The organism is uncultured Neptuniibacter sp. (genome assembly GCF_947498015.1).
Taxonomy (GTDB): domain Bacteria; phylum Pseudomonadota; class Gammaproteobacteria; order Pseudomonadales; family Balneatricaceae; genus Neptuniibacter.
On sequence record NZ_CANMIR010000018.1, the window covers coordinates 1 to 24062 of the forward strand.

General features: G+C 47.9%; 26 protein-coding genes. 14 read left to right on the forward strand and 12 right to left on the reverse strand.

Going from position 1 to position 24062, the window contains the following annotated elements; all coding sequences use genetic code 11:
- Nucleotides 1–115: 115 nt before the first annotated feature.
- On the reverse strand, nucleotides 116–958 hold the full coding sequence (locus Q0882_RS16075; protein WP_299183814.1) for an HDOD domain-containing protein: 843 nt from the start codon (nucleotides 956–958) through the stop codon (nucleotides 116–118).
- 140 nt (nucleotides 959–1098) lie between these two features.
- On the opposite strand from Q0882_RS16075, the gene Q0882_RS16080 reads away from it, so the two are divergent.
- Together Q0882_RS16080 and Q0882_RS16085 are read left to right on the forward strand one after the other, a co-directional pair.
- Nucleotides 1099–1596: a hypothetical protein gene (locus Q0882_RS16080; protein ID WP_299183817.1), complete on the forward strand. Its 498-nt coding sequence runs from the start codon at nucleotides 1099–1101 to the stop codon at nucleotides 1594–1596.
- A gap of 2 nt (nucleotides 1597–1598) precedes the next feature.
- The gene (locus tag Q0882_RS16085) at nucleotides 1599–2291 is read left to right on the forward strand and encodes a tRNA-uridine aminocarboxypropyltransferase (protein WP_299183820.1); all 693 of its coding nucleotides are present in this window, start codon (nucleotides 1599–1601) and stop codon (nucleotides 2289–2291) included.
- Here the strand turns inward: Q0882_RS16085 and dtd are convergent.
- The 3 genes from dtd to typA all read right to left on the reverse strand — a co-directional run bounded on the left by dtd (nucleotide 2269) and on the right by typA (nucleotide 5609).
- Nucleotides 2269–2706, reverse strand: coding sequence for a D-aminoacyl-tRNA deacylase (dtd, locus tag Q0882_RS16090; RefSeq protein ID WP_299183822.1), 438 nt, complete (start codon nucleotides 2704–2706; stop codon nucleotides 2269–2271). The two genes, Q0882_RS16085 and dtd, sit on opposite strands and share 23 nt — an antisense overlap.
- 23 nt (nucleotides 2707–2729) lie before the next feature.
- Entirely contained in the window at nucleotides 2730–3680 is a 951-nt protein-coding gene (gene pip / locus Q0882_RS16095; protein WP_299183825.1) for a prolyl aminopeptidase, read from the reverse strand.
- A gap of 117 nt (nucleotides 3681–3797) precedes the next feature.
- Nucleotides 3798–5609, reverse strand: coding sequence for a translational GTPase TypA (gene typA / locus Q0882_RS16100; protein ID WP_299183828.1), 1812 nt, complete (start codon nucleotides 5607–5609; stop codon nucleotides 3798–3800).
- A 448-nt stretch (nucleotides 5610–6057) separates the two neighbouring features.
- On the opposite strand from typA, the gene glnA reads away from it, so the two are divergent.
- The 5 genes from glnA to Q0882_RS16125 all read left to right on the forward strand — a co-directional run bounded on the left by glnA (nucleotide 6058) and on the right by Q0882_RS16125 (nucleotide 11160).
- A complete protein-coding gene (gene glnA, locus Q0882_RS16105) occupies nucleotides 6058–7464 on the forward strand; it encodes a glutamate--ammonia ligase (protein ID WP_299183831.1) in 1407 nt (468 codons plus the stop codon).
- A 276-nt stretch (nucleotides 7465–7740) separates the two neighbouring features.
- Nucleotides 7741–8823 (forward strand): nitrogen regulation protein NR(II), encoded by a 1083-nt coding sequence (gene glnL, locus Q0882_RS16110; RefSeq protein WP_299183834.1) that lies wholly within the window; start codon nucleotides 7741–7743, stop codon nucleotides 8821–8823.
- A complete protein-coding gene (gene glnG / locus Q0882_RS16115) occupies nucleotides 8807–10240 on the forward strand; it encodes a nitrogen regulation protein NR(I) (protein ID WP_299183837.1) in 1434 nt (477 codons plus the stop codon). Before glnL ends, glnG begins: the two co-directional genes overlap by 17 nt.
- Before the next feature lie 75 nt (nucleotides 10241–10315).
- Nucleotides 10316–10780, forward strand: coding sequence for a tRNA (uridine(34)/cytosine(34)/5-carboxymethylaminomethyluridine(34)-2'-O)-methyltransferase TrmL (trmL, locus tag Q0882_RS16120; RefSeq protein WP_299183840.1), 465 nt, complete (start codon nucleotides 10316–10318; stop codon nucleotides 10778–10780).
- A gap of 47 nt (nucleotides 10781–10827) precedes the next feature.
- Nucleotides 10828–11160 (forward strand): hypothetical protein, encoded by a 333-nt coding sequence (locus tag Q0882_RS16125; RefSeq protein WP_299183843.1) that lies wholly within the window; start codon nucleotides 10828–10830, stop codon nucleotides 11158–11160.
- A 63-nt stretch (nucleotides 11161–11223) separates the two neighbouring features.
- Here the strand turns inward: Q0882_RS16125 and secB are convergent, their stop codons facing one another.
- From secB to Q0882_RS16140, 3 genes are read right to left on the reverse strand one after another with little or no spacing between them, the layout of a single operon-like run.
- Nucleotides 11224–11706 (reverse strand): protein-export chaperone SecB, encoded by a 483-nt coding sequence (secB, locus tag Q0882_RS16130; protein WP_299183846.1) that lies wholly within the window; start codon nucleotides 11704–11706, stop codon nucleotides 11224–11226.
- 22 nt (nucleotides 11707–11728) lie between these two features.
- Nucleotides 11729–11986, reverse strand: a complete 258-nt coding sequence (gene grxC / locus Q0882_RS16135; RefSeq protein ID WP_299183926.1) for a glutaredoxin 3 — start codon at nucleotides 11984–11986, stop codon at nucleotides 11729–11731.
- A gap of 9 nt (nucleotides 11987–11995) precedes the next feature.
- Nucleotides 11996–12409 carry a rhodanese-like domain-containing protein gene (locus Q0882_RS16140; RefSeq protein WP_299183849.1) on the reverse strand — a complete coding sequence of 138 codons (414 nt, stop codon included), beginning with the start codon at nucleotides 12407–12409 and terminating at the stop codon, nucleotides 11996–11998.
- A gap of 225 nt (nucleotides 12410–12634) precedes the next feature.
- On the opposite strand from Q0882_RS16140, the gene gpmI reads away from it, so the two are divergent.
- The 4 genes from gpmI to Q0882_RS16160 are packed head-to-tail and all read left to right on the forward strand — an operon-like array spanning nucleotide 12635 to nucleotide 17580.
- Nucleotides 12635–14185 carry a 2,3-bisphosphoglycerate-independent phosphoglycerate mutase gene (gene gpmI, locus Q0882_RS16145; RefSeq protein ID WP_299183852.1) on the forward strand — a complete coding sequence of 517 codons (1551 nt, stop codon included), beginning with the start codon at nucleotides 12635–12637 and terminating at the stop codon, nucleotides 14183–14185.
- 51 nt (nucleotides 14186–14236) lie between these two features.
- Nucleotides 14237–15367 carry a peptidoglycan DD-metalloendopeptidase family protein gene (locus tag Q0882_RS16150; protein WP_299183855.1) on the forward strand — a complete coding sequence of 377 codons (1131 nt, stop codon included), beginning with the start codon at nucleotides 14237–14239 and terminating at the stop codon, nucleotides 15365–15367.
- Nucleotides 15368–15388: 21 nt separating this feature from the next.
- Complete coding sequence (locus Q0882_RS16155) at nucleotides 15389–16693, forward strand: S41 family peptidase (protein ID WP_299183858.1); 1305 nt, start codon at nucleotides 15389–15391, stop codon at nucleotides 16691–16693.
- Nucleotides 16693–17580: a divergent polysaccharide deacetylase family protein gene (locus Q0882_RS16160; RefSeq protein ID WP_299183860.1), complete on the forward strand. Its 888-nt coding sequence runs from the start codon at nucleotides 16693–16695 to the stop codon at nucleotides 17578–17580. The genes Q0882_RS16155 and Q0882_RS16160 overlap by 1 nt, the downstream gene beginning before the upstream one ends.
- Here Q0882_RS16160 and Q0882_RS16165 read toward each other — a convergent pair.
- The 5 genes from Q0882_RS16165 to coaBC all read right to left on the reverse strand — a co-directional run bounded on the left by Q0882_RS16165 (nucleotide 17527) and on the right by coaBC (nucleotide 22578).
- Complete coding sequence (locus tag Q0882_RS16165) at nucleotides 17527–18309, reverse strand: sulfite exporter TauE/SafE family protein (RefSeq protein ID WP_299183863.1); 783 nt, start codon at nucleotides 18307–18309, stop codon at nucleotides 17527–17529. The two genes, Q0882_RS16160 and Q0882_RS16165, sit on opposite strands and share 54 nt — an antisense overlap.
- 63 nt (nucleotides 18310–18372) lie before the next feature.
- The gene (slmA, locus tag Q0882_RS16170) at nucleotides 18373–18963 is read right to left on the reverse strand and encodes a nucleoid occlusion factor SlmA (RefSeq protein ID WP_299183865.1); all 591 of its coding nucleotides are present in this window, start codon (nucleotides 18961–18963) and stop codon (nucleotides 18373–18375) included.
- 10 nt (nucleotides 18964–18973) lie between these two features.
- Nucleotides 18974–19873: an acetylglutamate kinase gene (gene argB, locus Q0882_RS16175; RefSeq protein ID WP_299183867.1), complete on the reverse strand. Its 900-nt coding sequence runs from the start codon at nucleotides 19871–19873 to the stop codon at nucleotides 18974–18976.
- 64 nt (nucleotides 19874–19937) lie between these two features.
- Entirely contained in the window at nucleotides 19938–21326 is a 1389-nt protein-coding gene (locus Q0882_RS16180) for a phosphomannomutase/phosphoglucomutase (RefSeq protein WP_299183869.1), read from the reverse strand.
- A gap of 46 nt (nucleotides 21327–21372) precedes the next feature.
- The gene (coaBC, locus tag Q0882_RS16185) at nucleotides 21373–22578 is read right to left on the reverse strand and encodes a bifunctional phosphopantothenoylcysteine decarboxylase/phosphopantothenate--cysteine ligase CoaBC (protein ID WP_299183871.1); all 1206 of its coding nucleotides are present in this window, start codon (nucleotides 22576–22578) and stop codon (nucleotides 21373–21375) included.
- Nucleotides 22579–22730: 152 nt separating this feature from the next.
- On the opposite strand from coaBC, the gene radC reads away from it, so the two are divergent.
- The 3 genes from radC (at nucleotide 22731) to rpmG (ending at nucleotide 24033) form a co-directional block, all read left to right on the forward strand.
- Nucleotides 22731–23405: a DNA repair protein RadC gene (gene radC, locus Q0882_RS16190; RefSeq protein ID WP_299183874.1), complete on the forward strand. Its 675-nt coding sequence runs from the start codon at nucleotides 22731–22733 to the stop codon at nucleotides 23403–23405.
- A 212-nt stretch (nucleotides 23406–23617) separates the two neighbouring features.
- Complete coding sequence (rpmB, locus tag Q0882_RS16195) at nucleotides 23618–23854, forward strand: 50S ribosomal protein L28 (protein WP_297310281.1); 237 nt, start codon at nucleotides 23618–23620, stop codon at nucleotides 23852–23854.
- Nucleotides 23855–23865: 11 nt separating this feature from the next.
- Nucleotides 23866–24033, forward strand: coding sequence for a 50S ribosomal protein L33 (gene rpmG, locus Q0882_RS16200; RefSeq protein ID WP_007023004.1), 168 nt, complete (start codon nucleotides 23866–23868; stop codon nucleotides 24031–24033).
- Nucleotides 24034–24062: the final 29 nt, after the last annotated feature.

Consider the following 24062-nt stretch of genomic DNA (forward strand, 5'->3'; position numbering starts at 1 on the left):
TGAGAGTAGGTCATCGCCAAGCATTTAATTAAGAGAAAGCCCCGGTCACCCAGTGATCGGGGCTTTTTCGTTTTAGGGCTAGAGAACCAAGTGAATGGCTCGTGAGTTGTGTTGGTTATTGCTCAAATGAGAGTTCGTGTAGGATATCTTCTTTGATGTCAGCATATTCATAATCACTAATGCCTAGGAAATTTAACATCGGTTCTAGTTTAACTAGCGGTTCTTTCGTATCTGGTATGCGCCAGAAGTGTCTGTAGATATCACTTATATCTCTAGCTAGCATCAATAGGCAAAGGCTAAATCGCATCTGTTCATTTTCATCTGCGGCCTCTGTGAATGTCGCTTCATAAACAGGCTGGCGTGAAATCGCTTCCGCCATATTGTTGTTTATGTTCCATTTCTTGGCAAGCTCAGCGCATAGGTTGTAATGGCTAATACCATAACGTTCTAGCTCTCTGTTATGAATCTCTGCCAGGCTACGACCGTTCATGCTGCGAAGAAAGTCTTTGAAGTCTGAATTAGATTGAAGCATGAGGGGTATTCCGCAGTCATGCAACATCCCCAGGGTATAGGCATCATCTTGATTGAGCTTCGCGAGTTTTTTTGAGAGCTTTGCGCTGACTTTAGCCACATCAGTGGCGGTATCCCAGAAGCGCTCCAAAGGGCCAATTGCTGATAAGCTGTTTCGTAACGCGGCTAGCTGCACAATATTAAAAATACGTTTAACCCCAAGAATCGAAATGGCACGTTCCACGGAGGTGATCTCAACGCTACGGGCGTAGTAAGCTGAGTTCACAGTCGCAATGACTGAGGTGAATAGTGCAACATCTTGCTTAATCAGCTGTGTTAGCTTGGATTGATCTGGTTCCTTGAGTCTTAGTTCTTCTGTTAGCTGGATAAGTACTTCAGGGCGTGCTGGGATAATGTAGCTAGTGGCTTGAGGGACTACTGATGACATGTTTTTCAATTCCAAATTGCTATCCGTTACAAATTACGGCATCCTTTGGCGGCCCGCAAACCCTGAGGGACTATAATTAGTCTTAGGTTGATCGAAATCGCGATCTGTTCCTATTCATAGCCACTGCTAAGGTTGTATGAGTGCTTAATATAGCTGCGTTTACTTTCACATACGATCACGTGGAAGATCGTATACTTCTGATCGGTAATTTCAGTAATGGGCAGCAGCGCATAGATCTCTGGTTAACCCGAAAATTGGTCCTGCGTTTGCTTAATGCGGCTCCAGAGTTGGTGAGTTTAACTTCTGGGGTTGTCTCTGAAGCAGCAGTTAATCATAAACTTCAGATTGCTCAGTTCCATCACGATCAAGCTCAGCATCAAGCTTCGGTTCAGGCGGAACAACAGCACGTGATAGCTCAAAGCGGTTCATTACTGACCCGCTTGGACATCAGTCACCAATCTGGAAGGTATCGGCTAATGTTTTTTGCCAATACTGATCAGGCAGTTGCCATGAGTATTCTTAGTTATGAAGAGCTGCATCAGATTCTGCACCTGATGCACAAGGGTGCGCAGGAGCTAGATTGGGGAGTTGCGTCTCATCTGTTTGACCATTCCCCATCATCAACTACTGTTCAATAGCTATGTATAAACCTTTTGTTGCCAGGGGATCTCGAGTTTCCCGTTGCCCAGCATGTTTGTTGGCCTCTCGTGTATGTATCTGCAGTTATCGGATTAGATATCCTGCCGTAGCCGATTTCTACCTGCTAATGCACCATAATGAATCATTCAAGCCGACTAATACTGGCCGTCTCATTGAGAATTGCCTTGAGGGTACGCGCCGGTTTATATGGTCACGCACAGCGCCTTGTAATGAGTTTATTGCTGCAATTCAAGCGCCTGATATCGACCCGTATATTGTTTTTCCCGAGGGCGCTGGTTATGAGGAGCGTATGGTTCCATTTGTTAGTAAAGCAGGGAAAAAACCAGTCTTTATCATTCTTGATGGTACTTGGCGTCAGGCAAGAAGGATGTTTCGGCATAGTCGTTATCTGGACGAACTACCGGTAATTCAGCCGGAAGCCAGTGCTAGTTCGATCTATAAGCTTAGGAAGGCCGCTGTGCCAGGGCAGTTGTGTACAGCAGAAGTTGCCAGTGAAATGTTGAGGGTTACTTCTGATATTGAAGGTGCCGAGCTGCTGAGTGCCTATTTTAATGTTTTTAATGAGCACTACCGAGCAGCAAGGCTTCATCGCCCTTTGCTTGAAGATACGGATGAGAAAGTATTGATTCGTACTTACCAGTCTGCTGCAGCTAACTCTCCAGCAGGAACGTGACAGGACCGTCATTGAGTAACGATACTTTCATATCTGCGCCGAATTCTCCTGTTTCAACCTTTGCATGGATCTGTTGTGCTTGGGATACAAAATAGTCATAGAGGTGTTCCCCCTGTTCTGGAGTAGCACCTGATGAAAATCCAGGCCTCAAACCCTTTTGAGTATTAGCAACCAGAGTAAACTGAGAGACGATCAGTAGGCCGCCTTCAGTGCTTTGAACGTCCAGATTCATTTTGCCTTCGTTATCTGGGAATACCCGGTATCCAAGGACTTTTTTTAATAGTTTATCAGCGGAGCTTTGGGTGTCTTTCTTTTCTACACCCAGAAGAAGCAATAGTCCTTTATCGATAGCCCCGATCGTTTGACCATCTACATCAACTGATGCAGAACTTACACGTTGAATGAGTGCTTTCACGCTTTATCCTTAGCTAGCTGCCGTTAAGCCATCGATAGGGCGAACTGTTCGGTTGCCTGAATGAGGTTGTCTGTAATCCCGCGTTCGAAGGCCGAATGGCCTGCATCTCTAACAATGTGAAGCTCTGAATCCGGTAGTGCTTCATAGAGTGCGAGGGCTTGTTCTACCGGACAAACCATGTCATATCTGCCGTGTATGATTGTTGTTTTGATCTGTCTTATCTTATGACAGTTTTTTAGGATCTGGTTGTCTTCGATAAACGCCTTGTTGATAAAATAGTGTGCTTCGATTCTTGCCATCGCCAGTGCGAAATGGGGATCGGCGAAGTGGTCTACTATGTCTTGATTAGGATCTAAGGTTGAGCACCGACCCTCCCAAATTGACCAGGCTTTTGCAGCTGACATTCGTGCAATTTCGTTATCTGATGTCAGGCGCTTATAATAGGCGAGTAGCATATTATCTCGCTCTCTTTCTGGAATTATCTGCTCATAATCCTTCCAGTAATCAGGAAAAATCGCGCTCGCGCCACGTTGATAGAACCACTGAATATCTGCGTCTCTGCAGAGGAATATTCCTCTTAGAATCATGCCAGATACATGCTCAGGGTATGATTGGGCGTACAGAAGGCTGAGCGTAGATCCCCAGGAACCACCAAATAACAACCACTGATCGATATCCAGATGCTCTTTTATTTTTCTGATATCTTCGACCAGTTCAGTTGTGGTGTTTTCTGATAATTCCGAGTGAGGTGTTGATCTTCCACAGCCCCGTTGATCAAAAAGAATGATTCTGTACTTCTCGGGATCAAAAAAACTGCGGTGGGCGGGGGCGCAGCCGCCACCCGGGCCACCGTGAATGAATAGTACTGGTATCCCCTGCGGGTTTCCGCTCTCTTCTACATAGAGATTGTGTGTCGCAGATACCTGCAACCGAAATTCATGGTAAGGGTGTATTTCGGGATAGGGAGCGCGCATATTATCTCCAGAAAGCGGTTATATCCAAGCGAATTAGTATAAAGTGCTTCAAGGAGTGGGGCTATGCTGACAGGCAATAAAAAAGGCAGCGAATGCTGCCTTTTTCTGTAGTGTAACTTACTTGTTTTTAGCGCGTTTGCGCTCGTTTTCTTTAAGTAGCTTCTTACGCAAGCGGATATGGTTTGGTGTAACCTCAACCAGCTCATCATCTTCGATGAAATCCAGTGCTTGTTCCAGAGTGAATTTCACAGGAGGTGTCAGCTGGATGTTTTCATCTGTACCCGAAGCACGCACGTTTGTCAGCTGTTTGCCTTTAATCGGGTTAACTGCGAGGTCATTACTACGGCTGTGAATGCCCAAAAGCATGCCTTCGTACACGTCGATATTCGGTTCGATGCAGAGGCGGCCGCGGCTTTGCAGATTCCATAAGGAGTAACCCAGGGCTTTACCTGTAACCATGGATACAAGTACACCATTATTACGGCTCTCAACTTCACCCTCTTTTACGGGGCCATAGTGATCGAATACCGATGTCATAATGCCTGTACCTGATGTCATTGTCAGGAATAGTGAGCGGAAGCCAATAAGCCCCCTGGACGGGATGATAAAGCTTAGGCGTGAACGACCTTTTCCATCCACCTCCATGTTCGTCATATCGCCTTTGCGCTTGCCGAGCTCTTCAATGATCGCGCCTTGGTGTTCGTCTTCGACATCGATCATTACATCTTCATAAGGCTCGTGGATCTCTCCATCCACCTCTTTTTGAACAACCTCAGGGCGAGAAACGCCAAGCTCGAACCCTTCACGGCGCATGGTTTCAATCAGTACTGACAGATGCAGTTCACCACGGCCGGATACTTTAAATTTCTCGGGAGTATCCCCGTCTTCAACGCGCAACGCTACGTTGTGGATCAGTTCGCGATCCAGACGCTCTTTAATATTACGACTAGTAACGAATTTACCGTCCTGACCTGCAAACGGAGAGTTGTTAACCTGGAATGTCATGGAGACAGTTGGTTCATCAACACTCAAAGCAGGTAGTGCTTCAACGGTGTCGGGATGGCAGATTGTGTCAGAGATGTTGAGTGCATCAATACCTGTGATACATACGATATCGCCAGCCTGAGCAGAATCTACTTCAACACGTTCCAATCCGTGATAGCCCATAATCTTCAGAATACGGCCATTACGAACTTTGCCTTCGCGATCGATAACCTTAACTGGAGCATTTGTCGCTACGTTGCCGCGCTTAATTCGGCCTACACCAATAACGCCAAGGTAGCTATTGTAATCCAAAGCTGAAATTTGCATCTGTAGAGGGCCGTCCAGGTCGACTGCTGGAGGGGCTACGTGCTCGACAATCGCTTCAAATAGCGGTGTCATGTCTTCAGCCATCTCATCCGGCTCAAGACCCGCGATTCCGTTTAACGCAGATGCGTAAACAATAGGGAAGTCGAGTTGTTCATCGGTTGCACCTAAGCTATCGAAAAGTTCGAAAACTTGATCGATAACCCAGTCAGGACGTGAGCCTGGGCGGTCGACTTTGTTAACCACAACGATAGGGCGCAGGCCCTGGTCGAAGGCCTTCTGGGTAACAAAACGAGTTTGAGGCATCGGGCCATCAACAGCGTCAACCAGCAGACATACACAGTCAACCATGGACAGTACGCGTTCTACTTCACCACCGAAGTCAGCATGCCCCGGAGTATCAACAATGTTGATGCGGTAGTCGTTCCATGTAATGGCAGTATTTTTTGCCAGAATGGTAATGCCGCGCTCTTTCTCCTGATCATTGGAGTCCATGATGCGCTCAGTACCCTCATCACGACGGCCCAATGTACCTGATTGGGACAGCAGCTTGTCGACCAGTGTTGTTTTACCGTGGTCAACGTGCGCGATGATAGCGATATTTCTTAGCTTTTCGATCACGTGTGTATACCTGTGAGATATTTTTGCGAATGCGGAATTATACGTGTTTATGGGGAAATTACTGCATATTTCTTAGACAAAAAAGGCAGGTTCTTTTGATTAGTTATTTAATGCTCGGATGGGCTATTGATCTGGGTGACAAATAAGTAGAAAACAGGCGTTTTAAGGTAGGCGTTTTTAAGGTGGTTGGAGTATTATTGAGCGGTGGTGGTGAGAGTGCGAGTTGAAAATCTACGCTCTGCACTATTATGGTGCGCCAATAATTGATGCGCTCTTTTTTGGTGCAGGTGGAGAAGGGTATAAAGAGTAAACAGGCCCTAAAAATCAGTGTTTTACCATGTATAGAACTCTGGCATGCCTGTTGCTTATCTGTTTCACCGATAATTAATTCTGATTTCTCAAGACTGATCATAATCCAGTCTAGTAATTACAAAGTGGAGAAAGTCACATGTCAGAGAAGACTCTGAATCTGATCAAAGAAAGCAATGCTAAGTGGGTTGACCTGCGTTTCACCGATTCTCACGGTAAAGAGCAGCACGTAACTATCCCAGTTTCCGACATGGGCGATGACTTCTTTGAAGAAGGTAAAATGTTCGATGGTTCATCCATCTCAGGTTGGAAAGGTATTAACGATTCCGACATGATCCTGATGCCGGAAGACAGTGCGACTCTGCTGGATCCATTCTCTGAAGCAACAACTGTCATCGTACGTTGTAACATTGTTGAGCCAGCAACGGGCCAGGGTTATGAGCGTGATCCACGTTCTGTCGCTAAACGTGCTGAAGAGTACCTGAAATCAACAGGTATTGCTGACACTGCAATGTTTGGCCCAGAGCCAGAGTTCTTCGTATTTGACGAAGTTAAATGGCATGCTGATATCAGTGGCTGTGGCTACACTATCGCTTCTGAAGAAGCATCTTGGGCATCTAGCCACAAGATCGAAGGCGGTAATACTGGTCACCGTCCACGTGTTAAAGGTGGTTACTTCCCAGTTCCTCCAATCGATTCCCTGCATGATCTGCGTGGCGCTATGTGTGACGCGATGGAAGCAATGGACCTAGAGATTGAAGTGCACCATCACGAAGTTGCTACTGCAGGTCAGTGTGAAATTGGTGTAGGCCCTAACACGCTGACTAACAAAGCGGATGAAGTTCAGGTTCTGAAATACTGTGTACATAACGTTGCACATGCTTACGGCAAAACTGCAACCTTCATGCCTAAGCCTCTTGTTGGCGATAACGGTTCTGGTATGCACGTACACATGTCTCTGTCTAAAGACGGTGTTAACCTGTTCGCAGGTGATGCATATGCGGGCATGTCTGAAACTGCTCTGTACTACATCGGTGGTATCATCAAGCATGCTAAAGCGCTGAATGCTCTGACTAACTCTTCTACTAACGCATACAAGCGTCTGGTTCCTGGCTTTGAAGCTCCAGTAATGCTGGCTTACTCTGCTCGTAACCGTTCTGCGTCTATCCGTATTCCATACGTGACTAACCCTAAAGCACGTCGTGTAGAAGCTCGTTTCCCTGATCCATCCGCTAACCCATACCTGTGCTTTGCTGCACTGATGATGGCAGGTCTTGACGGTATTAAGAACAAGATCCACCCTGGCGATGCTGCAGATAAAGACCTTTACGATCTGCCAGCTGAAGAAGCAGCTGAGATTCCACAGGTTGCTGCATCTCTGGAAGAAGCTCTGGATGCTCTGGAAAATGACCGTGAGTTCCTGACAGCAGGTGGTGTATTCACTGACGACATGCTGGACGCTTTCATTGAGCTGAAGCGTGAAGAAGTTGAGAAGGTGAACATGACTACTCACCCAGTTGAATTTGACCTGTACTACTCTGTATAAGTTAACTTACTGCTGAAAAAAGCCTCCCTTGTGGAGGCTTTTTTTTGCTTTTTTGATAGTGCCTGTGTTGATTGTGAATCGACTATGCTCTCTACAGGTGCTTGCCTGTGCACCGTCTGGTTCTGTGTGCACCAATATAGTGCATTTATGGTTGGGGCCAGCTAGACTAGAGGTGTGGTGGGCCTTTAATTATCGGCTCTGTCATGGATCGGGTCATCTGCTGAAACTTGGTTTGTATTTTGCAGTAGTAAATTCAAGGATAGAGAGTAGCAGCCAATGTCTAAAGTAGAGTTACATAAACAAATACTGGAAAACCTCTCAACTGCGGTGGTTTTGCTGGATCACCATATGGTAGTCAAATACGCTAACCCTGCAGCAGAGATGCTGATGCAAGCCAGTTTGCGTCGTCTGTCACAGGTCTCTGTAACAGATTGGTTCTCTCCTGAGCAGGAGGGCCATAAGGATCTGCAAACATGTCTTGATACCGGGCACCCTTATACCCGGCGGGAAGCGAAATTAGTTACTCAGGGCGGGGATCATCTGACGGTTGATTACAGCATTAACCCGCTGTTTATGTCAGGCGGAAAGCAGTTGCTGATTGAGATTGAAGCCAGGGATCGATTGATGCGAATTGAGCGTGAGGAAGATCTTCTCACACAGCATGCTACTGCTCGTTCTCTGGTGCGGGGGATGGCGCATGAAATTAAAAACCCACTAGGTGGAATTCGGGGCGCAGCGCAGCTTTTAGAGCGTGAGTTGGCAGATCCGTCATTGCACGATTATACCCATGTAATTATTGAAGAGGCCGATCGGCTGCGTAATCTGGTTGATCGTCTGTTGGGACCAAGAAAGTTACCCAAGCTGGAAGCTGTGAATATTCATGCCATTCTCGAACGTGTTTGTCAGCTGGTCGAGGCTGAATCCCGAGGAAAGCTTGATATACAGCGTGATTACGATCCGAGTATTCCTGAATTTACCGGTGACGCTGAACAATTGATTCAGGCGGTACTGAATATCGTTCGGAATAGTATGCAAGCGATGCAGGCAGCGGGTACGGATGATCCCTCAATCAGCATTAAAACTCGAGCATTCCGTCAGATCACGTTGGGCGCCGAAAAGCATCGACTGGTTTGTAGTGTGGAGATCGTAGATAACGGCCCCGGAATTCCTGAAGATATCTTAAGCAAGATCTTCTACCCCATGGTCAGTGGGCGGGCAGAGGGGACCGGACTTGGTCTTTCTATCGCACAGTCAATCATCAATCAACATCAGGGGTTGATTGAGTGTGATACACGACCTGGAGAAACTAAATTTCAACTGTTTATACCATTGGAGCTGAACCATGAATCTGTCAGGTAAAATCTGGATTGTCGACGATGATCGTTCTATCCGTTGGGTGTTAGAAAAGGCGCTCTCCGCTGAAGGTTTTAATACTGAGGCTTTTGAAACTGCAGACGCACTCCTACGACGTATGGAACAGAGTGCACCGGATGCCATTATCAGTGATATCCGTATGCCGGGTACAGATGGATTGCAGCTTCTGGAGAAGATTCAGGAAAGTCATCCAGAGGTGCCGATTATTATTATGACCGCGCACTCGGATCTGGAGTCTGCAGTGGCTTCCTATCAGGGAGGTGCGTTTGAGTATCTGCCCAAACCGTTCGATGTGGATGAGGCTGTTGCTCTTACTAAGCGAGCGTTAGCACATGCTATCGAGCAGCGCGAACAGGTTGTTGAACAGGTACTTGAAGACAGTACTGAAATTATCGGTGAGGCTCCTGCAATGCAGGAAGTTTTCCGGGCTATCGGTCGCTTGTCGCAATCAAACATTACGGTATTGATCAACGGGGACTCTGGAACCGGCAAGGAGCTGGTTGCGCATGCCCTGCATAAGCATAGCCCTCGCAGGGATAAGCCCTTTATACCGCTGAATATGGCAGCAATACCGCATGACCTGATTGAATCTGAATTGTTTGGTCATGAAAAAGGCGCTTTTACCGGAGCTGCAGCGGCACGTCATGGGCGTTTTGAGCAGGCTGATGGCGGAACGCTGTTTCTGGATGAGATTGGGGATATGCCCGCTGATGCTCAAACACGACTGTTGCGAGTTTTGGCTGACAGTGAGTTCTATCGCGTGGGTGGTCATACGGCGGTAAAGGTTGATGTGAGAATTATAGCGGCGACCCATCAAAATCTTGAAAAATTGGTCGAGGAGGGGCGCTTCCGTGAAGACCTGTTCCACCGATTAAATGTGATCCGGGTTCATCTTCCTAAACTTGCAGAGCGACGGGAAGATATTCCGCGATTGGCCCGGCATTTTCTGAATATATCTGCAGAGGAGTTAGAGGTAGAACCTAAAATTCTGGCAGCAGATACAGAGAGTTACATCTGTAATCTTGCATGGCCAGGCAATGTCAGGCAGCTTGAGAATACCTGTCGATGGCTAACGGTGATGGCTACCGGGCGCGAGGTATTAATAGATGACTTACCACCTGAGCTGATGGAGCAGTCTGGCGCCGAGATGGTATTGAGCAGTAACTGGGAACAGGCTCTTAAAAATTGGGCTGATCAGCAGTTAAGTATTGGTCATAAAGCGCTTCTGGATACGGCGGTACCGGCCTTTGAAAAGATTATGATCGAAACTGCTCTAAAGCATACAGCAGGTCGACGTCGTGATGCTTCAGAACTACTGGGATGGGGGCGTAATACACTAACACGTAAAATTAAAGAGTTGGGTATGGATGAGGGTAAACATGAAGATCAGGATGTCGCCTAGTCTCATTTAATCGATCAGTATCCCGGTTTGAATTCCTATATAATCCCCCGAGCATTTTGTGACGGGGATTTTTTTATGCTGCATGTAGTTCTGTTTGAGCCAGAGATACCACCGAATACCGGAAATATTATCAGGCTCTGCGCAAATACAGGGTTTCATCTGCACCTGGTTGAGCCTTTGGGGTTTGATTTTGATGATAAGCGCTTACGCCGTGCAGGACTTGATTATCATGAATTTGCTGCCGTGGAGGTCCATCCTGACCTTTCAAGTTGTCTGGAAAAAATACAGCCTAGAAAAGTGTGGGCTTTGACAACAAAAGGTCAGCGCAGCCATGTTGAGGCTGATTTTGCAGCAGGGGATGTATTGTTGCTTGGGCCTGAAACTCGTGGCTTGCCCGTTGAGGTGAGGGAGGCTTTGCCTGTTGATCAATGGCTCCGTATGCCAATGAGGGAGGGGAGCCGTAGTATGAACCTTTCCAATGCATGTGCTGTTGTTGTCTATGAGGCGTGGCGACAGTTGGATTTTGCTGGCGCTGAGTAAGATTGAAGGGCTATAGTAAATATATCTTTTAGGTGGTGGTATTTTGCATGCAGCATGGCTTTATTATCGTACGAATTGATGCATTTACATCTGAACAATCAGAATCGCTGTTTAAGCTGGAGGCTACAGATCATCTTCACCGCAAGGTTGTATTACTGGGTAATGCTGAGCAGCAAGTGAATATCCAGACGCTCAAGGATCAGATATTGCCTGTCGTGATGTTGTCTGACCAGCTGGAGACCTCATTTGATCAGACCTTTGCTGTGCCTGCGACTTCATTGGTGAGTATTGTGCCTCTGCCATCCGTTAAGCTGAAACATATCATCGATGCTGGCAAGGCAGATCAGATACTGCAAAGCCTCTCTTTGGTCAATGGTTAGCTATTCAGGCTTTAAGCATAAAAAAACGGAGCATGTGCTCCGTTTTTTTTAGCGTGTGCTAAATCAGTGCTGGGCTTCGGCGGCTTCCTGTTGTGCCTGAGCCATCTGCTGAGCATACAAAGCATCAAAATTTACAGGTGCTAGCATAAGAGCTGGGAAGCTTGCTTTAGTCACCATGCTATCGATCGCTTCGCGAGCATATGGGAACAGGATGCTTGGACAGAACGCACCCAGAGTATGATGCATCTCCTGTTCACCCAGACCAGAGATTGTAAAGATGCCAGCCTGCTGTAGCTCAACCAGAAATGCTGTCTTCTCATCGTTCTTAACCGTTACGGTCAGAGTCAGCGTCACTTCAAATGCATTATCACCTAGCTGAGAGGTTTGAGTATTCATCTCAAGGCCAACTTCTGGCTGCCAGGGCGACATGAAAATTTCTGGTGCGTTTGGAGACTCAAAAGATGAATCTTTAATGTAAACACGTTGTACGGAAAATTGTGGTGCTTGAGCTTCCTGGGAAGCGGTGTTCTGTTCATTCTCAGACATGATTTATCCTTATTCTTAGAGATTAGTGGGCGTGAAGCAGCTCATCAAGTTTGCCCTGGCGTTCAAGAGCAAACATGTCATCACAGCCACCGATAGGCGTCTCGCCGATAAATATTTGTGGCACGGTGTGGCCGCCGCTTAGCTTTGCCATCTCCTGGCGTTTCTGAAGATCGCCATCAACCTTGATTTCGTTGTATTCGATCTGTTTCTTATCCAGCAGCATTTTGGCGCGGATACAGAAGGGGCACCAGGTAGTGGTATAGATTGTTACGTCTTTCATCATGGTATCTTACTTAACGATGGGCAGGCTTTGACCTTTCCATTCGGTCATACCGCCAGATAGACGAACAGCGTTTACAAAACCAGCCGCTTTTAATTTCTTTGTAGCTGTGCTGGCAGCCTGACCAAGATTGCAGACCACTATAACAGGGCGCTGTTGGTACTTGCTTAGTTCATCCATACGGCGATCCAGATCGCTGAGTGGAATATGTTTTGCGTTCGTAATATGACCGGTGACCCACTCTTTCTTCGGACGAATATCAACGATCACCGCATCCTCTTTATTGATCAGCTGGGTTGCCTGAGCGGGGGTGACCGCTTTGCCTGCTTTGCTGCGTTCAAAAAGAAGGAACATCACCAGGGTCAACACCCAGGCCGCAACCATAAACGGGTGGTTGCTAATAAACTCGATAGCTTGGTCCATTTCTCATCCAGATTAGGCCATTAGTTGGCCGATAAAATACGATTAATCTACTCTTGAGGCGCCATAGTATACCTTGCGTTTTTTAACGGGATAAGGGGAGGGCAGGAGTAATATGCGTAATTAGGCTGATTTATTCATATCCTCTGTGCAATCGTTAGCCTTAAAGGGGCTTCTCAAGTAAAATCGTCGGTCATTTTACGAAGCTAACGACAGAATCCTACAGATATGACACAAAAGCGCGCAACGAAAGCTCTAATCATTCTTGATGGTTATGGAGTGGAAAGCTCTGAATCCTCCGCAATTCAGGCGGCTAATACCCCCGTATGGGATAGTCTTTTGGCGAATAACCCCAATGCGAAAATTCAGACCTCTGGAATGGCGGTGGGTTTGCCCGATGGCCAGATGGGTAACTCTGAAGTGGGGCATATGAATATCGGTGCCGGCCGGATTGTTTATCAGAACTTTACCCGTATCTCTAAAGCGATCGAGGATGGGGATTTCTATGAAAACGCTGCGCTTGTTAACGCGATGGATAGTGCAATCAGCTCAGGTAATGCCGTCCATATTATGGGGCTGCTTTCTCCGGGTGGAGTGCACAGTCATGAGAACCATCTTTTCGCGCTGATGGAGATGGCTGTTAAACGTGGTGCGGATAAGCTCTATGTGCATGCGATTCTTGATGGCCGTGATATGCCTCCACGTTCGGCTAAAAGCTCTATCGAGCGTACTGAACAGAAGATTACAGAGTTGGGTGTTGGCTCGTTTGCGACAGTTGTCGGACGCTATTTCAGTATGGATCGTGATAACCGTTGGGATCGCGTGCAACTGGGCTATGATGCGATGACTCTGGGTGAAGCGCCCTTTAAGTCTCAGTCTGCGTTGGCGGCACTGGAAGATGCATATGCCCGGGATGAGAATGATGAGTTTGTCCAGGCTACGGTGATTGTTGATGATCAGGGTAATGCCAAAGGCAGAGTCGCTGATGGTGATGCCATTATCTGTGCGAATTTCCGTCCAGACCGGGCGCGGGAGATCACTCGAGCATTTACTGAAGATGATGATTTTTCTGGATTTGATAGAGCTGCTAAGCCTGCATTGTGCAGTTACGTCATGATGACACAGTACGCGGCAGATATTCAGGCTGAGTGTGCTTATCCGCCGCAAGCGATTTCAAATGATCTGGGTGAGTATCTCTCAGGTGCGGGTAAAACTCAGTTGCGTATCGCTGAGACAGAGAAGTATGCCCATGTGACCTTCTTTTTTAATGGCGGGCAGGAAGAGGTGTATCCAGGAGAGGAGCGTATTCTTGTGCCCTCGCCAGATGTTGCTACATATGACCTTCAGCCTGAGATGAGCGCCCCTGAGGTCACCGAAAAGCTGGTAGAGGCGATCAAGAGCGGACAGTTTGATCTGATTGTATGTAACTACGCCAATGGCGATATGGTGGGTCATACGGGTAAGTTTGATGCGGCGGTGAAAGCGTGTGAAGTTGTAGATCATAGCCTTGAACAGGTGCTTAACGCTCTGCGTGAAGTGGATGGGGAGGCGTTGATTACAGCAGATCATGGTAATGTTGAATTGATGGTCAATCCGGAAACGGGGCAACCGCATACTTCTCATACTATCTGGCCGGTAGCTCTGATCTATGATGGCCCTCGTGCTGATGCTCTGAAGCTGAAAGATGGGGCGCTTTGTGATCTGGCTCCAACCCTACTGGAGCTTATGGGCTTAGATCAGCCTGATGAGATGAGCGGAAGCTCTCTGGCTTCTTTCTGAATCTAACGGTAAAAAGGGATAAGTGATTATCCCTTTTTTCTTATTGTGCTTATGCTGCGATCTCTATTCACCTTCTTTCTGCTACTACTTTCTGTGTCACTCTCTGCGGCTGATAAGCAGGGGATGACCGAGAAGCAGTTAAAAAAATTAAACTCCAAAATCTCCACGCTACAGAGCTCTATGCGTAATCAGGAGGGCGAATCTCGTGCGTTGAGCCAGCAGCTTCGGAAAAATGAGGTAAAAATCGGTCAGCTTGCTCGTCAGATCCAGAGTCTGGACAAGCAGCTGTCTGGACTGGGAGTGCATGCCAAAGGGTTGGAAGGAAAGCGGAAAAAGTTAAAAAGTGAGCTTCATAAGCGAGCAGCACTGATTGAAAAGCAGATTGCTCAGCAATATAAAATGGGAAATCAGGCAAGATTGCGGTTACTTCTGACGCAACGTGACCCTGAAACTCTTGATCGCCAGATCCGCTATTATGATTATGTTAATCAGGCCCTCCAGCGTGATATGCGGGCTTATCGTCAAAAACTTTCAGAGTTATCCGGTACTGAACGTGAGTTGACAGAAACTGAGCAGACGATGGTGTCTAAACGTGACCAGCTTCGTGAGGAGGTAAGTTCACTTAGGCGTACCCAGCAGCAGCGGGCAGATACGCTGGCGAAGTTGAAGCAGACCCTCTCTGCAGGGGATAACCAGCTGAAGCAGCTGCGATTAGATCAGGAACGCTTGAAAGCGATCTTGCTTGAGATTGAAGAGAGTCTGAATTTTGCTACGTTGGTCAAAACAGATAAATCCTTCCGCCAGTTAAAAGGAAAGTTACCCTGGCCATTGAAGGGGCGTGTCAGGCAGAATTTTGGTACGGTGACCAATAATATCAGCTATGATGGCATCTGGATTCAAGCCAAAGCAGCCGCTTCGGTCAAGGCAGTTCATCATGGTCGGGTGGTTTTTTCTGATTGGCTACGAGGTTACGGGCTGGTCATTATAATTGATCATGGTGATGGTTATATGAGCCTGTATGGCTATAACCAGAGCCTGCTGTTGGAAACCGGTGACTGGGTCGGGCGTGGTGATCTGATTGCTACGGCTGGAAACAGTGGAGGGCGTGATCAAGATGGTCTCTACTTCGCAATACGCTATAAAGGCAAACCCAGTAATCCTAGGCGTTGGCTGAGCCGATAATTTTGGATAGGGAATGGATTAATGAAGTATGTTCAATACCCCGGAATGATGAAGCGGATGCTGCTTGGGACGGCGCTTTGCTTGTTTGCCTTTCCTTATGCCCTCTCAGCGGCGGAACAAGCTTCAGCTGCAACTGAGGTCGTCGAAGAAAAATCACTTCCGCTCGATGAACTACGTCTGTTTACAGAGGTGTTTCAACGTATTAAGAGTGCTTATGTAGAGCCTGTTGATGACGCTACTCTACTCGAAGATGCTTTAAGAGGGATGATTGCGGGGTTGGACCCCCATTCAACCTATCTGGAACCGGACGAATTTCAGAACCTGCAGGCGCACACCAGTGGTGAATTTGGTGGTTTGGGTATAGAGGTTGGTATTGAGGATGGTTTTGTCAGAGTTATTACTCCGATAGATGATACTCCAGCCCAGCGAGCAGGTGTCAAAGCAGGTGATTTGATCACTAAGCTTGATGATAAGCCTGTACAGGGAATGGAGTTGAATGAAGCGGTCGACCTGATGCGCGGTAAGCCCGGCAGTAAAGTCGTTTTAACGATTGTGCGTGAAGGCGAGGAAAAGCCACTTGAGATTGAAGTCATTCGTGATGTGATTCAGGTTGCCAGCGTCAGAAGTCGCATGCTGGATGATCATTTTGCCTATCTCAGGGTCTCCCAGTTCCAGATCGATTCTGGCAGTGAGGTGAGAAAACATCTGCGCGAATTAATGAGTGATGAGCTCAAAGGGTTGGTTCTGGATTTAAGGAATAATCCAGGAGGTGTTCTGCAAGCTGCTGTGGATATCGGTGATACCTTTTTGAGTGAGGGGCTAATCGTCTACACGAAGGGGCGCTTACCCGAGTCGGAGCAGCGCTTTAGTGCCAAGCGTGAAACGTTGCTCCCCGACTTACCGATGGTGGTGCTGATCAATGGGGGTTCAGCATCGGCTTCTGAGATTGTTGCAGGGGCACTTCAGGATCAGAAGCGAGCTATTATCATGGGGTTGGACAGTTTTGGGAAAGGGTCTGTGCAAACAGTGCTACCCCTAACCAAAGAGCGGGCGCTAAAGTTAACCACCGCACTCTATTACACGCCTAATGGTCGCTCCATCCAGGCTCAGGGGATAAAGCCTGATATAGAAGTGAATGAAGCGGAGTTGACACTGTTAAATAATGCTCCTGAGTTTATTAAAGAGCGCGATCTCTCAGGTCATCTGGAGAACGGTATGGAGGAGAAGGTGAAAGCGGGCGATGAGCCCGATGGCCTTGCGTCTCGCGATTACCAACTTTATGAGGCGCTTAATCTTCTGAAAGCGCTTTCCATCGTGAAAAAATAATGGGTACCTCTCCTGAGGCCGGAATCACCGGGTGGCTATGCAGTATTCTACTGATACTGTCATTTAATGTGCAGGCTGCTGATAAGCCTGAACCTTTGTTGGTGATCGTGATCGATGATCTGGGGGATAATCAGGCCAAAGGGATTGCAGCAATCAATTTACCCGGGGCTCTGACCTATGCCTTCTTACCGCATACGCCCTTCTCTTCAAGTCTGGCCAAAAGAGCATATAAATCAGGAAAAGAGGTGATTTTGCATGCGCCTATGGAGAATAAGGCGGGGTTGAGGCTTGGGCCAGGGGCTCTGACACAGAGTTTAACTACAGCAGAGCTGGCTCAGGTTCTGAATGGCGGTCTGGATGCAATACCTAATGTGGTGGGCATGAACAACCATATGGGGAGCCTTCTGACCGAAGATCGCCAGAAAATGCAGACGGTGATGCGTGTGGCACGTAATCGCGGTCTCTTTTTCCTGGATAGTATGACAACGCCGGCTACTGTTGCCTGGAAGGTGGCTGCCGAGCAGGGCGTGCCAGTCCTAATGCGTGATGTTTTTCTGGATAATAAGCGAGAGCGTGAATATATCCATCAGCAATTTGTGCAGGCTCTGGCACTTGCAGTCACCAAAGGTCAGGCGGTGGCAATAGGGCATCCTTATCCCGAAACAGTGGCCTATCTCGCTGAAGCGTTACCGCAGTTAGCTAAGTTGGGCATTAAACTGGTGACAGCATCGGAGCTGCTCGAACTAAGACCGCAACGAAGCTTGATTCAAAAGAAACCTTCCCTAAAAGGTTGTGATCGCCATGAAGGTCACTGTCCTTCATACCCTTTAGCTTCAAGCAGTAAGCAAAATCCCGGCACCATCACCGATCAGCTTAATACCGACTAATACGGTCAGTACCTCGAATGCATGTTTTACCAGTTTGTTACCCTGGGTGATTGCCAGGTGTGCTCCTAAATATGAACCCAGTGTCGCTCCAATCAGCAGGGCCGGAAGCCACTCCCAGCGGGGCGGTTGTTGTAACGCAACGGTAAATGCGCCTGTAGAGTTCCAAAAGAGTCCAACCAAAATAAGTACATAGGTGACTGCGGTCTTGTAATCCAGGCCAAACCAGCGTACCAGCCATAAAGTGACAAACAGTCCTGTTCCCGAGGTAAGTGAACCATTCAGTGCACCTATGATAAAGAGAACGCAACCTCCGATAATCATGCCTGAGCGGTCACGGTGACGGTGTTCAGCGTGCATTCCCAGCGATTTTTTTCGAAATGAGTATAACCCCAGCCCGGTGGTAAGAAGGCCCAGGCTGAAAATGGTCCATCCCTCGGGAATATGCAGAATAATATCTGCCCCAAGAATTACGCCTGGGAGTCCGCAGATAAGGATAAACCCACAAAAGCGATAATCCAGGTGACCCTCTCTGAGGTGTCTTAATGTGGCGCCTATCCCGAGTGCTACGCTGGCTATCTTATGAGTGGCCAGAGCGCTGCTAAAGCTCAGGCCCAGAAAGAGCAGGACCGGTAGCTGTAATAATCCTGCACCCCCTCCCGCCATGGCTGACAGCGCATTTGCAAAGAGGGAGAGTAGAAACAGGCCTGTTTGTTCGAAAAGAGTATCCATGGAGAGCTGGTGGGTACCGCGCTGGAAAGGGGAACTGAAGCTCCCCTTTGATTATGATCTGGCCTATTTAAACAGGCCGCTTGCCAGGCGTGCCCACTGATCAGACCACTGTTCGGTAGGTTTTTTTCTGAATTCCGTCCGCACAAATTGACGGATACGCCCCTCTGCTGTTGCCAGCATAAGGTTTGCAGTGGCGCCAGCTGTCGTTGCTGTTCGTAATCCCTCTTTAACTTCTGCCTCACGCAGGATCTGTTTAAGCTGGGTTTCCAGGCGCTCAAAAAATTGATTTATCCGCTGGCGCAGGCGATCGGTTTCACCTGCGAGAGCATCGCCGGTCAGTATTCGTGCCATCCCGGGGTTTCGCTCAACGAAGGCCAGTAGCAGCGTTAAAATCTGTTCGCACTGTTTGGTGCTGTCAGACTCTACCTGCGTAATCGTTGTCACACGACTGAATACCGTCTCCTCAATAAAACCGATCAGGCCTTCAAACATTCGCGCTTTGCTGGGGAAGTGGCGATAGAGAGCTGCTTCTGATACGCCTACCTCTTTCGCCAGTGCGGCCGTCGTTATGCGCTGACCAGGATTGCCTTCCAGCATCTTTGCCAGAGATTGCAGAATCTGTTCACGCCGGGAGAGTTTTGTCTTTTCGCTCATCGGTATATCCTTAACCGCGATTGGTGATCAGAGTACCGACACCTTCATCGGTGAATATCTCAAGCAGGCATGAATGTTCAACCCGGCCATCAATAATATGTGCACTGGTTACGCCACCTTTGACTGCGCTCAGTGCACAATCAATCTTGGGTAGCATCCCGCCGTAGATCGTACCATTGGCGATCAACTCATCCACTTCCTGTGTGGAAAGGCCGGTGAGAATATTGCCATCTTTATCCATCAAACCTTCAATATTAGTCAGCAGAATTAGTTTTTCAGCCTGAAGTACCTCTGCGACTTTACCGGCAACCAAGTCAGCATTAATGTTGTAGGATGCACCATCTTTCCCTACACCAATTGGAGCGATGACCGGGATAATGTCAGAGTTCACTAGCATGTCGAGCACTTTTACATTGACGCTGGCGACTTCACCTACGTGTCCGATATCGATAATTTCGGGTGCTGCCATCTCCGGTGTTTTATGTTCAACCCGGAGTTTTCTTGCTTGTAGGAGTTGGCCATCTTTACCTGTTAGTCCGATCGCCTGACCACCATTGTTGTTGATCAGGCCAACAATCTGTTTATTGACCGCGCCACCCAGGACCATCTCGACCACATCCATCGTTTTGGAATCGGTTACACGCATGCCATTGATGAAATGGGACTCAATTTTGAGGTCATTCAAAAGCTGCCCAATCTGTGGCCCGCCCCCGTGGACAACAATCGGATTAATGCCGATCAGCTTCATCATAACAATGTCGCGGGCAAAGCTGTTTTGCAGCTTCTCATCGATCATCGCATTACCGCCATACTTGATGATGATAGTTTTTCCGACAAAGCGTTGAATATAGGGCATCGCCTCACTGAGTACGTGGGCAGTTGTCATGGCTTCTTTACGTGTAAGAGGCATTGTAGTTTCCTTAAATCTTGATCATCACAGGCACCTCTGCAAGGTGTCTGTATTAATAACGGGCTTATTCATCCGGAATGATCAGGCTGCTATCGATCTTATGCAGTTTGCTTTCAAATTCAGTGCGGATGCGTTGTAGCGCTGTTTCTGATTCCGCTTCAAAGCGAAGAACCAGAACCGGAGTGGTATTTGAGGCTCGAATTAAGCCCCAGCCATCCGGATAATCGACACGAACACCATCAATATGATTCGCTTCACCATCAGGGAAGTTCATTTTCTGCAGGGCAGAAACGATATCGAATTTGTTCTCATCAGTGACGGTGATATTCAATTCGGGGGTGCTGATATCCTCTGGGTATTGCGCAAAAATCTCTTCAGCGTTCTGCTCTGTACTAGCTAGAATCTCCAGTAGGCGAGCCGCACTATAAAGTGCATCGTCAAATCCGTACCAGCGCTCTTTGAAAAAGATATGACCGCTCATCTCACCACCCAGCAGAGCGCCGCTCTCTTTAATTTTTTGCTTAATCAGAGAGTGACCTGTTCGCCACATGGTCGGTTTTCCACCGGCTTTCTGAATAACATGAGCAAGCAGGCGTGAGCACTTAACGTCATAGATGATCTCAGCACCGGGGTTTCGTTTCAGAATCTCTTCGGAGAACAGCATCATGACCCGGTCTGGGTAGATGATGTTTCCGTTGTTGGTGATTACGCCCACACGGTCTCCATCGCCGTCAAATGCGAGCCCGAGGTCTGCACCGGTTTCCTTTACTTTAGCAATGGCATCCTGAAGGTTTTTGGGCTTACCCGGATCCGGGTGATGATTAGGAAAGGTGCCATCGACGTCACAGTAAAGCGGGATAATCTCACAGCCCAGGCGTTCGATCAGTTTAGGTGCGAGCTCTGCCGGGATCCCGTTTCCACAGTCCACAACTACTTTCATTTTCTTGGGCAGAGAGATATCACTAAGAATCCGTTCAAGATAGGCTTCACGAAGATCCAGTTCCTTATGTGTACCATGTCCCTCAGTGTATTTTTGATCTACAATCCGGGCTTTTAGCGCCTGAATATCATCCCCCGAAAGAGTATGACCCGCGATCATCATTTTAAAGCCATTGTAATCTGATGGGTTGTGGCTGCCTGTGATCATGACTCCGGTGCACTGGGCATCCTGATGTGCAGCGTAATAGAGAGTAGGTGTTGGAACATAACCAATATCAGTAACATGACAACCTCCGTCCATGAGGCCTTCACTAAAGATCTGTTTTAACTTCGGGCTGGAGAGGCGCCCATCTGCAGCGACATTTACCTGGGTGATCTCTTGAGATTGTGCCTCGGCAGCGAAGGCTCGACCGAGGTGATATACCGTATCATCGGTGAGTGCGGAGCCGACAACGCCTCGAACGTCATAGGCGCGAAAGATCGTATAGTCTAGTGTGTTGAGCGTATAACGCATGATAATCCTTTAATGTTTTATCTGTTGCTGGCAGAGATAGGGCGTGTTATTTCTCAGCATTATATTGTTCCGCTATCCGTGCAATAAGGCGGGTAGCCAGTTGACGTTTGGAGGCCTGAGGAAGTGATTCTGCGGTTGTTTTACTGACAATGGTGACGGCATTCTCATCACTGTTGAAACCGATATCACTGCGCGAAACATCGTTGGCGATAATCAGATCCAGTTTCTTGCGGTCCAGTTTGCCGCGAGCATATTCAAGCACGTCACGGGTTTCAGCGGCAAAACCAACCGTGAACGGGTTGGAGGGGTGTGTAGCGACTGTGGCAACAATATCTGGATTTTTTACCAGATGGAGTTCCATGATCTCTTCAGTTCCTTTCTTGATCTTATGCTCTGATACAGCCGTTGGGCGGTAGTCAGCAACGGCTGCGGCAGCAATAAAGATGTCACATAAATTGAGATCCTGAAGTGAAGCTGTCAGCATATCTTCTGCGCTTTCAACTGAGATGCGCTCCATTCTGGCTGGAGCCGGTAAATTAACCGGGCCGCTGATCAGTTTGACTTTAGCGCCAGCCTCAACCGCCGCTTCTGCCAGGGCATAGCCCATTTTCCCGGAGCTGTGATTCGAGATGTAACGCACGGGATCTAAGGGTTCTCGTGTTGGCCCCGCGGTTATAAACACCGTTTTTCCGCTTAGAGAGCCGCTTTCAAACTGTTCAGCGGATAGCATTGCGATCTGTTCAGGCTCCAACATCCGGCCAGGGCCAGTATCACCGCAGGCCTGCTCGCCTGAGCCAGGGCCAAATAGTGTGACATCGCGTGATTTAAGCAGGTTTACATTATCCTGGGTGCCTGAATCGCGCCACATAGCTTGATTCATGGCAGGGGCCAGGCAGATGGGAGCTTCTGTGGCCAAACAGAGCGTAGTCAGCAGGTCATCACCATGACCTGAAGCCAGTCTGGCCATGAAATTAGCACTGGCTGGGGCGATCAATACAAGATCTGCCCACTTGGCCAGTTCGATATGTCCCATACCGGCTTCCGCATCAGCGTCCAGCAGATGTAGGTGAACAGGGTTTCCCGAGAGTGCTTGAAGAGTGAGAGGTGTGATGAACTCTGTCGCAGAGGGTGTCATGACAACTCGGACATCAGCACCGGCACCTTTGAGTAGACGCGTGAGCTCTGCGCTTTTATAGGCAGCAATTCCGCCGGTTATCCCAAGAATAATCTGTTTGTTAGTAAGTCTCTGCATACTGGCTGGCTGCTGTTATCTGTACGGTTGAGGGTATCGATATCTATTTAATACCCTAGGAATTAAGGGAGGTAACCATATCATTTCCTGCTAAAGTTTCGTAGATTAGAGTGAGCGATTTTACTGATAAATGACATACAAAAGGAGTTGATATGTCTATCACGGATTGGCCTGAATCTGAGCGGCCAAGAGAGAAGCTGCTTCAGCAAGGTGCAGCAGCACTTTCAGATGCTGAGTTGCTTGCTATCTTTTTAAGAACCGGGGTGAAAGGGAAGACGGCTGTTGATCTGGCCAGGGATCTTTTACAGCGATTTGGATCCTTACGAGCTTTGATGGAGAGCGATCAGCACAATTTCTGTCTTGCACGTGGTTTAGGCGTGGCAAAGTATGTGCAGCTTCAGGCAGTGATGGAGATGAGCCGGCGGCATATGCACTCTCACCTTTTAAAGGGAGAGGTGCTGCAGCGGCCTGACCAGGTAAAGCTATTTGTTAAATCTCAGCTAAGACACTTTCGGCAGGAGGTGTTTGGCTGTTTGTTTCTGGATAACCGTCATCAGATTATTAAATTTGAAAAGCTGTTTTTTGGAACTATCAACGCTGCGGCAATCTATCCTCGCGAGGTAGTGGCTAAAGCACTGCTGCACAATGCAGCTGCGGTTATTCTGGCGCATAATCATCCCTCTGGAATAGCAGAGCCCAGTCTCTCCGATCAGCAGATAACGTCAAGACTCTCTGACGCATTGGAGATGATAGATGTACGTGTGCTGGATCATATGGTGGTTGGAGATAGTGAGGTCGTCTCATTTGCGGAGCGTGGGTTGATATAAGCAGCCATTTTTGGTGGTGTATTGAAAAACAGTTGTGTATAATGCGCGACCTTCTATCCACACTTCGGTACGGTATCTTGTCTAGTTACGGGACGCTCCGCCTGAGAGATGGCTTAGTTTTGGGACGTGTAGAGTCGCTCCCACAGCCTGGTGCCATTTCAATAAATAGAGAAAGGATAGATTCGTAACCATAAATTATTAAGGCTTTATCAATGTCTAAAGTTTGCATGGTAACTGGTAAGCGCCCAGTTACAGGAAACAATGTTTCCCACTCACAGCGTAAAACTCGTCGTCGTTTTCTGCCGAACCTGCACTGGCACCGTTTCTGGGTAGAAAGCGAAAATAAATTCGTTCGCCTGCGTGTTTCCTCTAAAGGTATGCGCATCATCGACAAAAAAGGTATCGACGCAGTTCTTGCTGATGTTCGTGCCAACGGCATCAAGGTATAAGGAGCTGAATCATGGCTAAAGGCGCACGCGAAAAGATCAAGCTGGTTTCTTCTGCTGGTACTGGTCACTTCTACACTACTGACAAAAACAAGCGTAACACTCCTGAAAAGATGGTGTTCAAAAAGTATGATCCAGTAGTACGTAAGCACGTTGAATACAAAGAATCTAAGATCAAATAAGATCTTTCTTCTTTAAAAGAAAAACCCGG

Bases quoted from the DNA above. Each gene is read 5' to 3' on its own strand.
- Q0882_RS16075 (WP_299183814.1), bottom strand. From the start codon at position 958: ATGTCATCAGTAGTCCCTCAAGCCACTAGCTACATTATCCCAGCACGC.
- Q0882_RS16085 (WP_299183820.1), top strand. From the start codon at position 1,599: ATGTATAAACCTTTTGTTGCCAGGGGATCTCGAGTTTCCCGTTGCCCA.
- pip (WP_299183825.1), bottom strand. From the start codon at position 3,680: ATGCGCGCTCCCTATCCCGAAATACACCCTTACCATGAATTTCGGTTG.
- glnA (WP_299183831.1), top strand. From the start codon at position 6,058: ATGTCAGAGAAGACTCTGAATCTGATCAAAGAAAGCAATGCTAAGTGG.
- glnL (WP_299183834.1), top strand. From the start codon at position 7,741: ATGTCTAAAGTAGAGTTACATAAACAAATACTGGAAAACCTCTCAACT.
- glnG (WP_299183837.1), top strand. From the start codon at position 8,807: ATGAATCTGTCAGGTAAAATCTGGATTGTCGACGATGATCGTTCTATC.
- trmL (WP_299183840.1), top strand. From the start codon at position 10,316: ATGCTGCATGTAGTTCTGTTTGAGCCAGAGATACCACCGAATACCGGA.
- Q0882_RS16125 (WP_299183843.1), top strand. From the start codon at position 10,828: ATGCAGCATGGCTTTATTATCGTACGAATTGATGCATTTACATCTGAA.
- secB (WP_299183846.1), bottom strand. From the start codon at position 11,706: ATGTCTGAGAATGAACAGAACACCGCTTCCCAGGAAGCTCAAGCACCA.
- grxC (WP_299183926.1), bottom strand. From the start codon at position 11,986: ATGAAAGACGTAACAATCTATACCACTACCTGGTGCCCCTTCTGTATC.
- Q0882_RS16140 (WP_299183849.1), bottom strand. From the start codon at position 12,409: ATGGACCAAGCTATCGAGTTTATTAGCAACCACCCGTTTATGGTTGCG.
- gpmI (WP_299183852.1), top strand. From the start codon at position 12,635: ATGACACAAAAGCGCGCAACGAAAGCTCTAATCATTCTTGATGGTTAT.
- Q0882_RS16150 (WP_299183855.1), top strand. From the start codon at position 14,237: ATGCTGCGATCTCTATTCACCTTCTTTCTGCTACTACTTTCTGTGTCA.
- Q0882_RS16155 (WP_299183858.1), top strand. From the start codon at position 15,389: ATGAAGTATGTTCAATACCCCGGAATGATGAAGCGGATGCTGCTTGGG.
- Q0882_RS16160 (WP_299183860.1), top strand. From the start codon at position 16,693: ATGGGTACCTCTCCTGAGGCCGGAATCACCGGGTGGCTATGCAGTATT.
- Q0882_RS16165 (WP_299183863.1), bottom strand. From the start codon at position 18,309: ATGGATACTCTTTTCGAACAAACAGGCCTGTTTCTACTCTCCCTCTTT.
- slmA (WP_299183865.1), bottom strand. From the start codon at position 18,963: ATGAGCGAAAAGACAAAACTCTCCCGGCGTGAACAGATTCTGCAATCT.
- argB (WP_299183867.1), bottom strand. From the start codon at position 19,873: ATGCCTCTTACACGTAAAGAAGCCATGACAACTGCCCACGTACTCAGT.
- Q0882_RS16180 (WP_299183869.1), bottom strand. From the start codon at position 21,326: ATGCGTTATACGCTCAACACACTAGACTATACGATCTTTCGCGCCTAT.
- coaBC (WP_299183871.1), bottom strand. From the start codon at position 22,578: ATGCAGAGACTTACTAACAAACAGATTATTCTTGGGATAACCGGCGGA.
- radC (WP_299183874.1), top strand. From the start codon at position 22,731: ATGTCTATCACGGATTGGCCTGAATCTGAGCGGCCAAGAGAGAAGCTG.
- rpmB (WP_297310281.1), top strand. From the start codon at position 23,618: ATGTCTAAAGTTTGCATGGTAACTGGTAAGCGCCCAGTTACAGGAAAC.
- rpmG (WP_007023004.1), top strand. From the start codon at position 23,866: ATGGCTAAAGGCGCACGCGAAAAGATCAAGCTGGTTTCTTCTGCTGGT.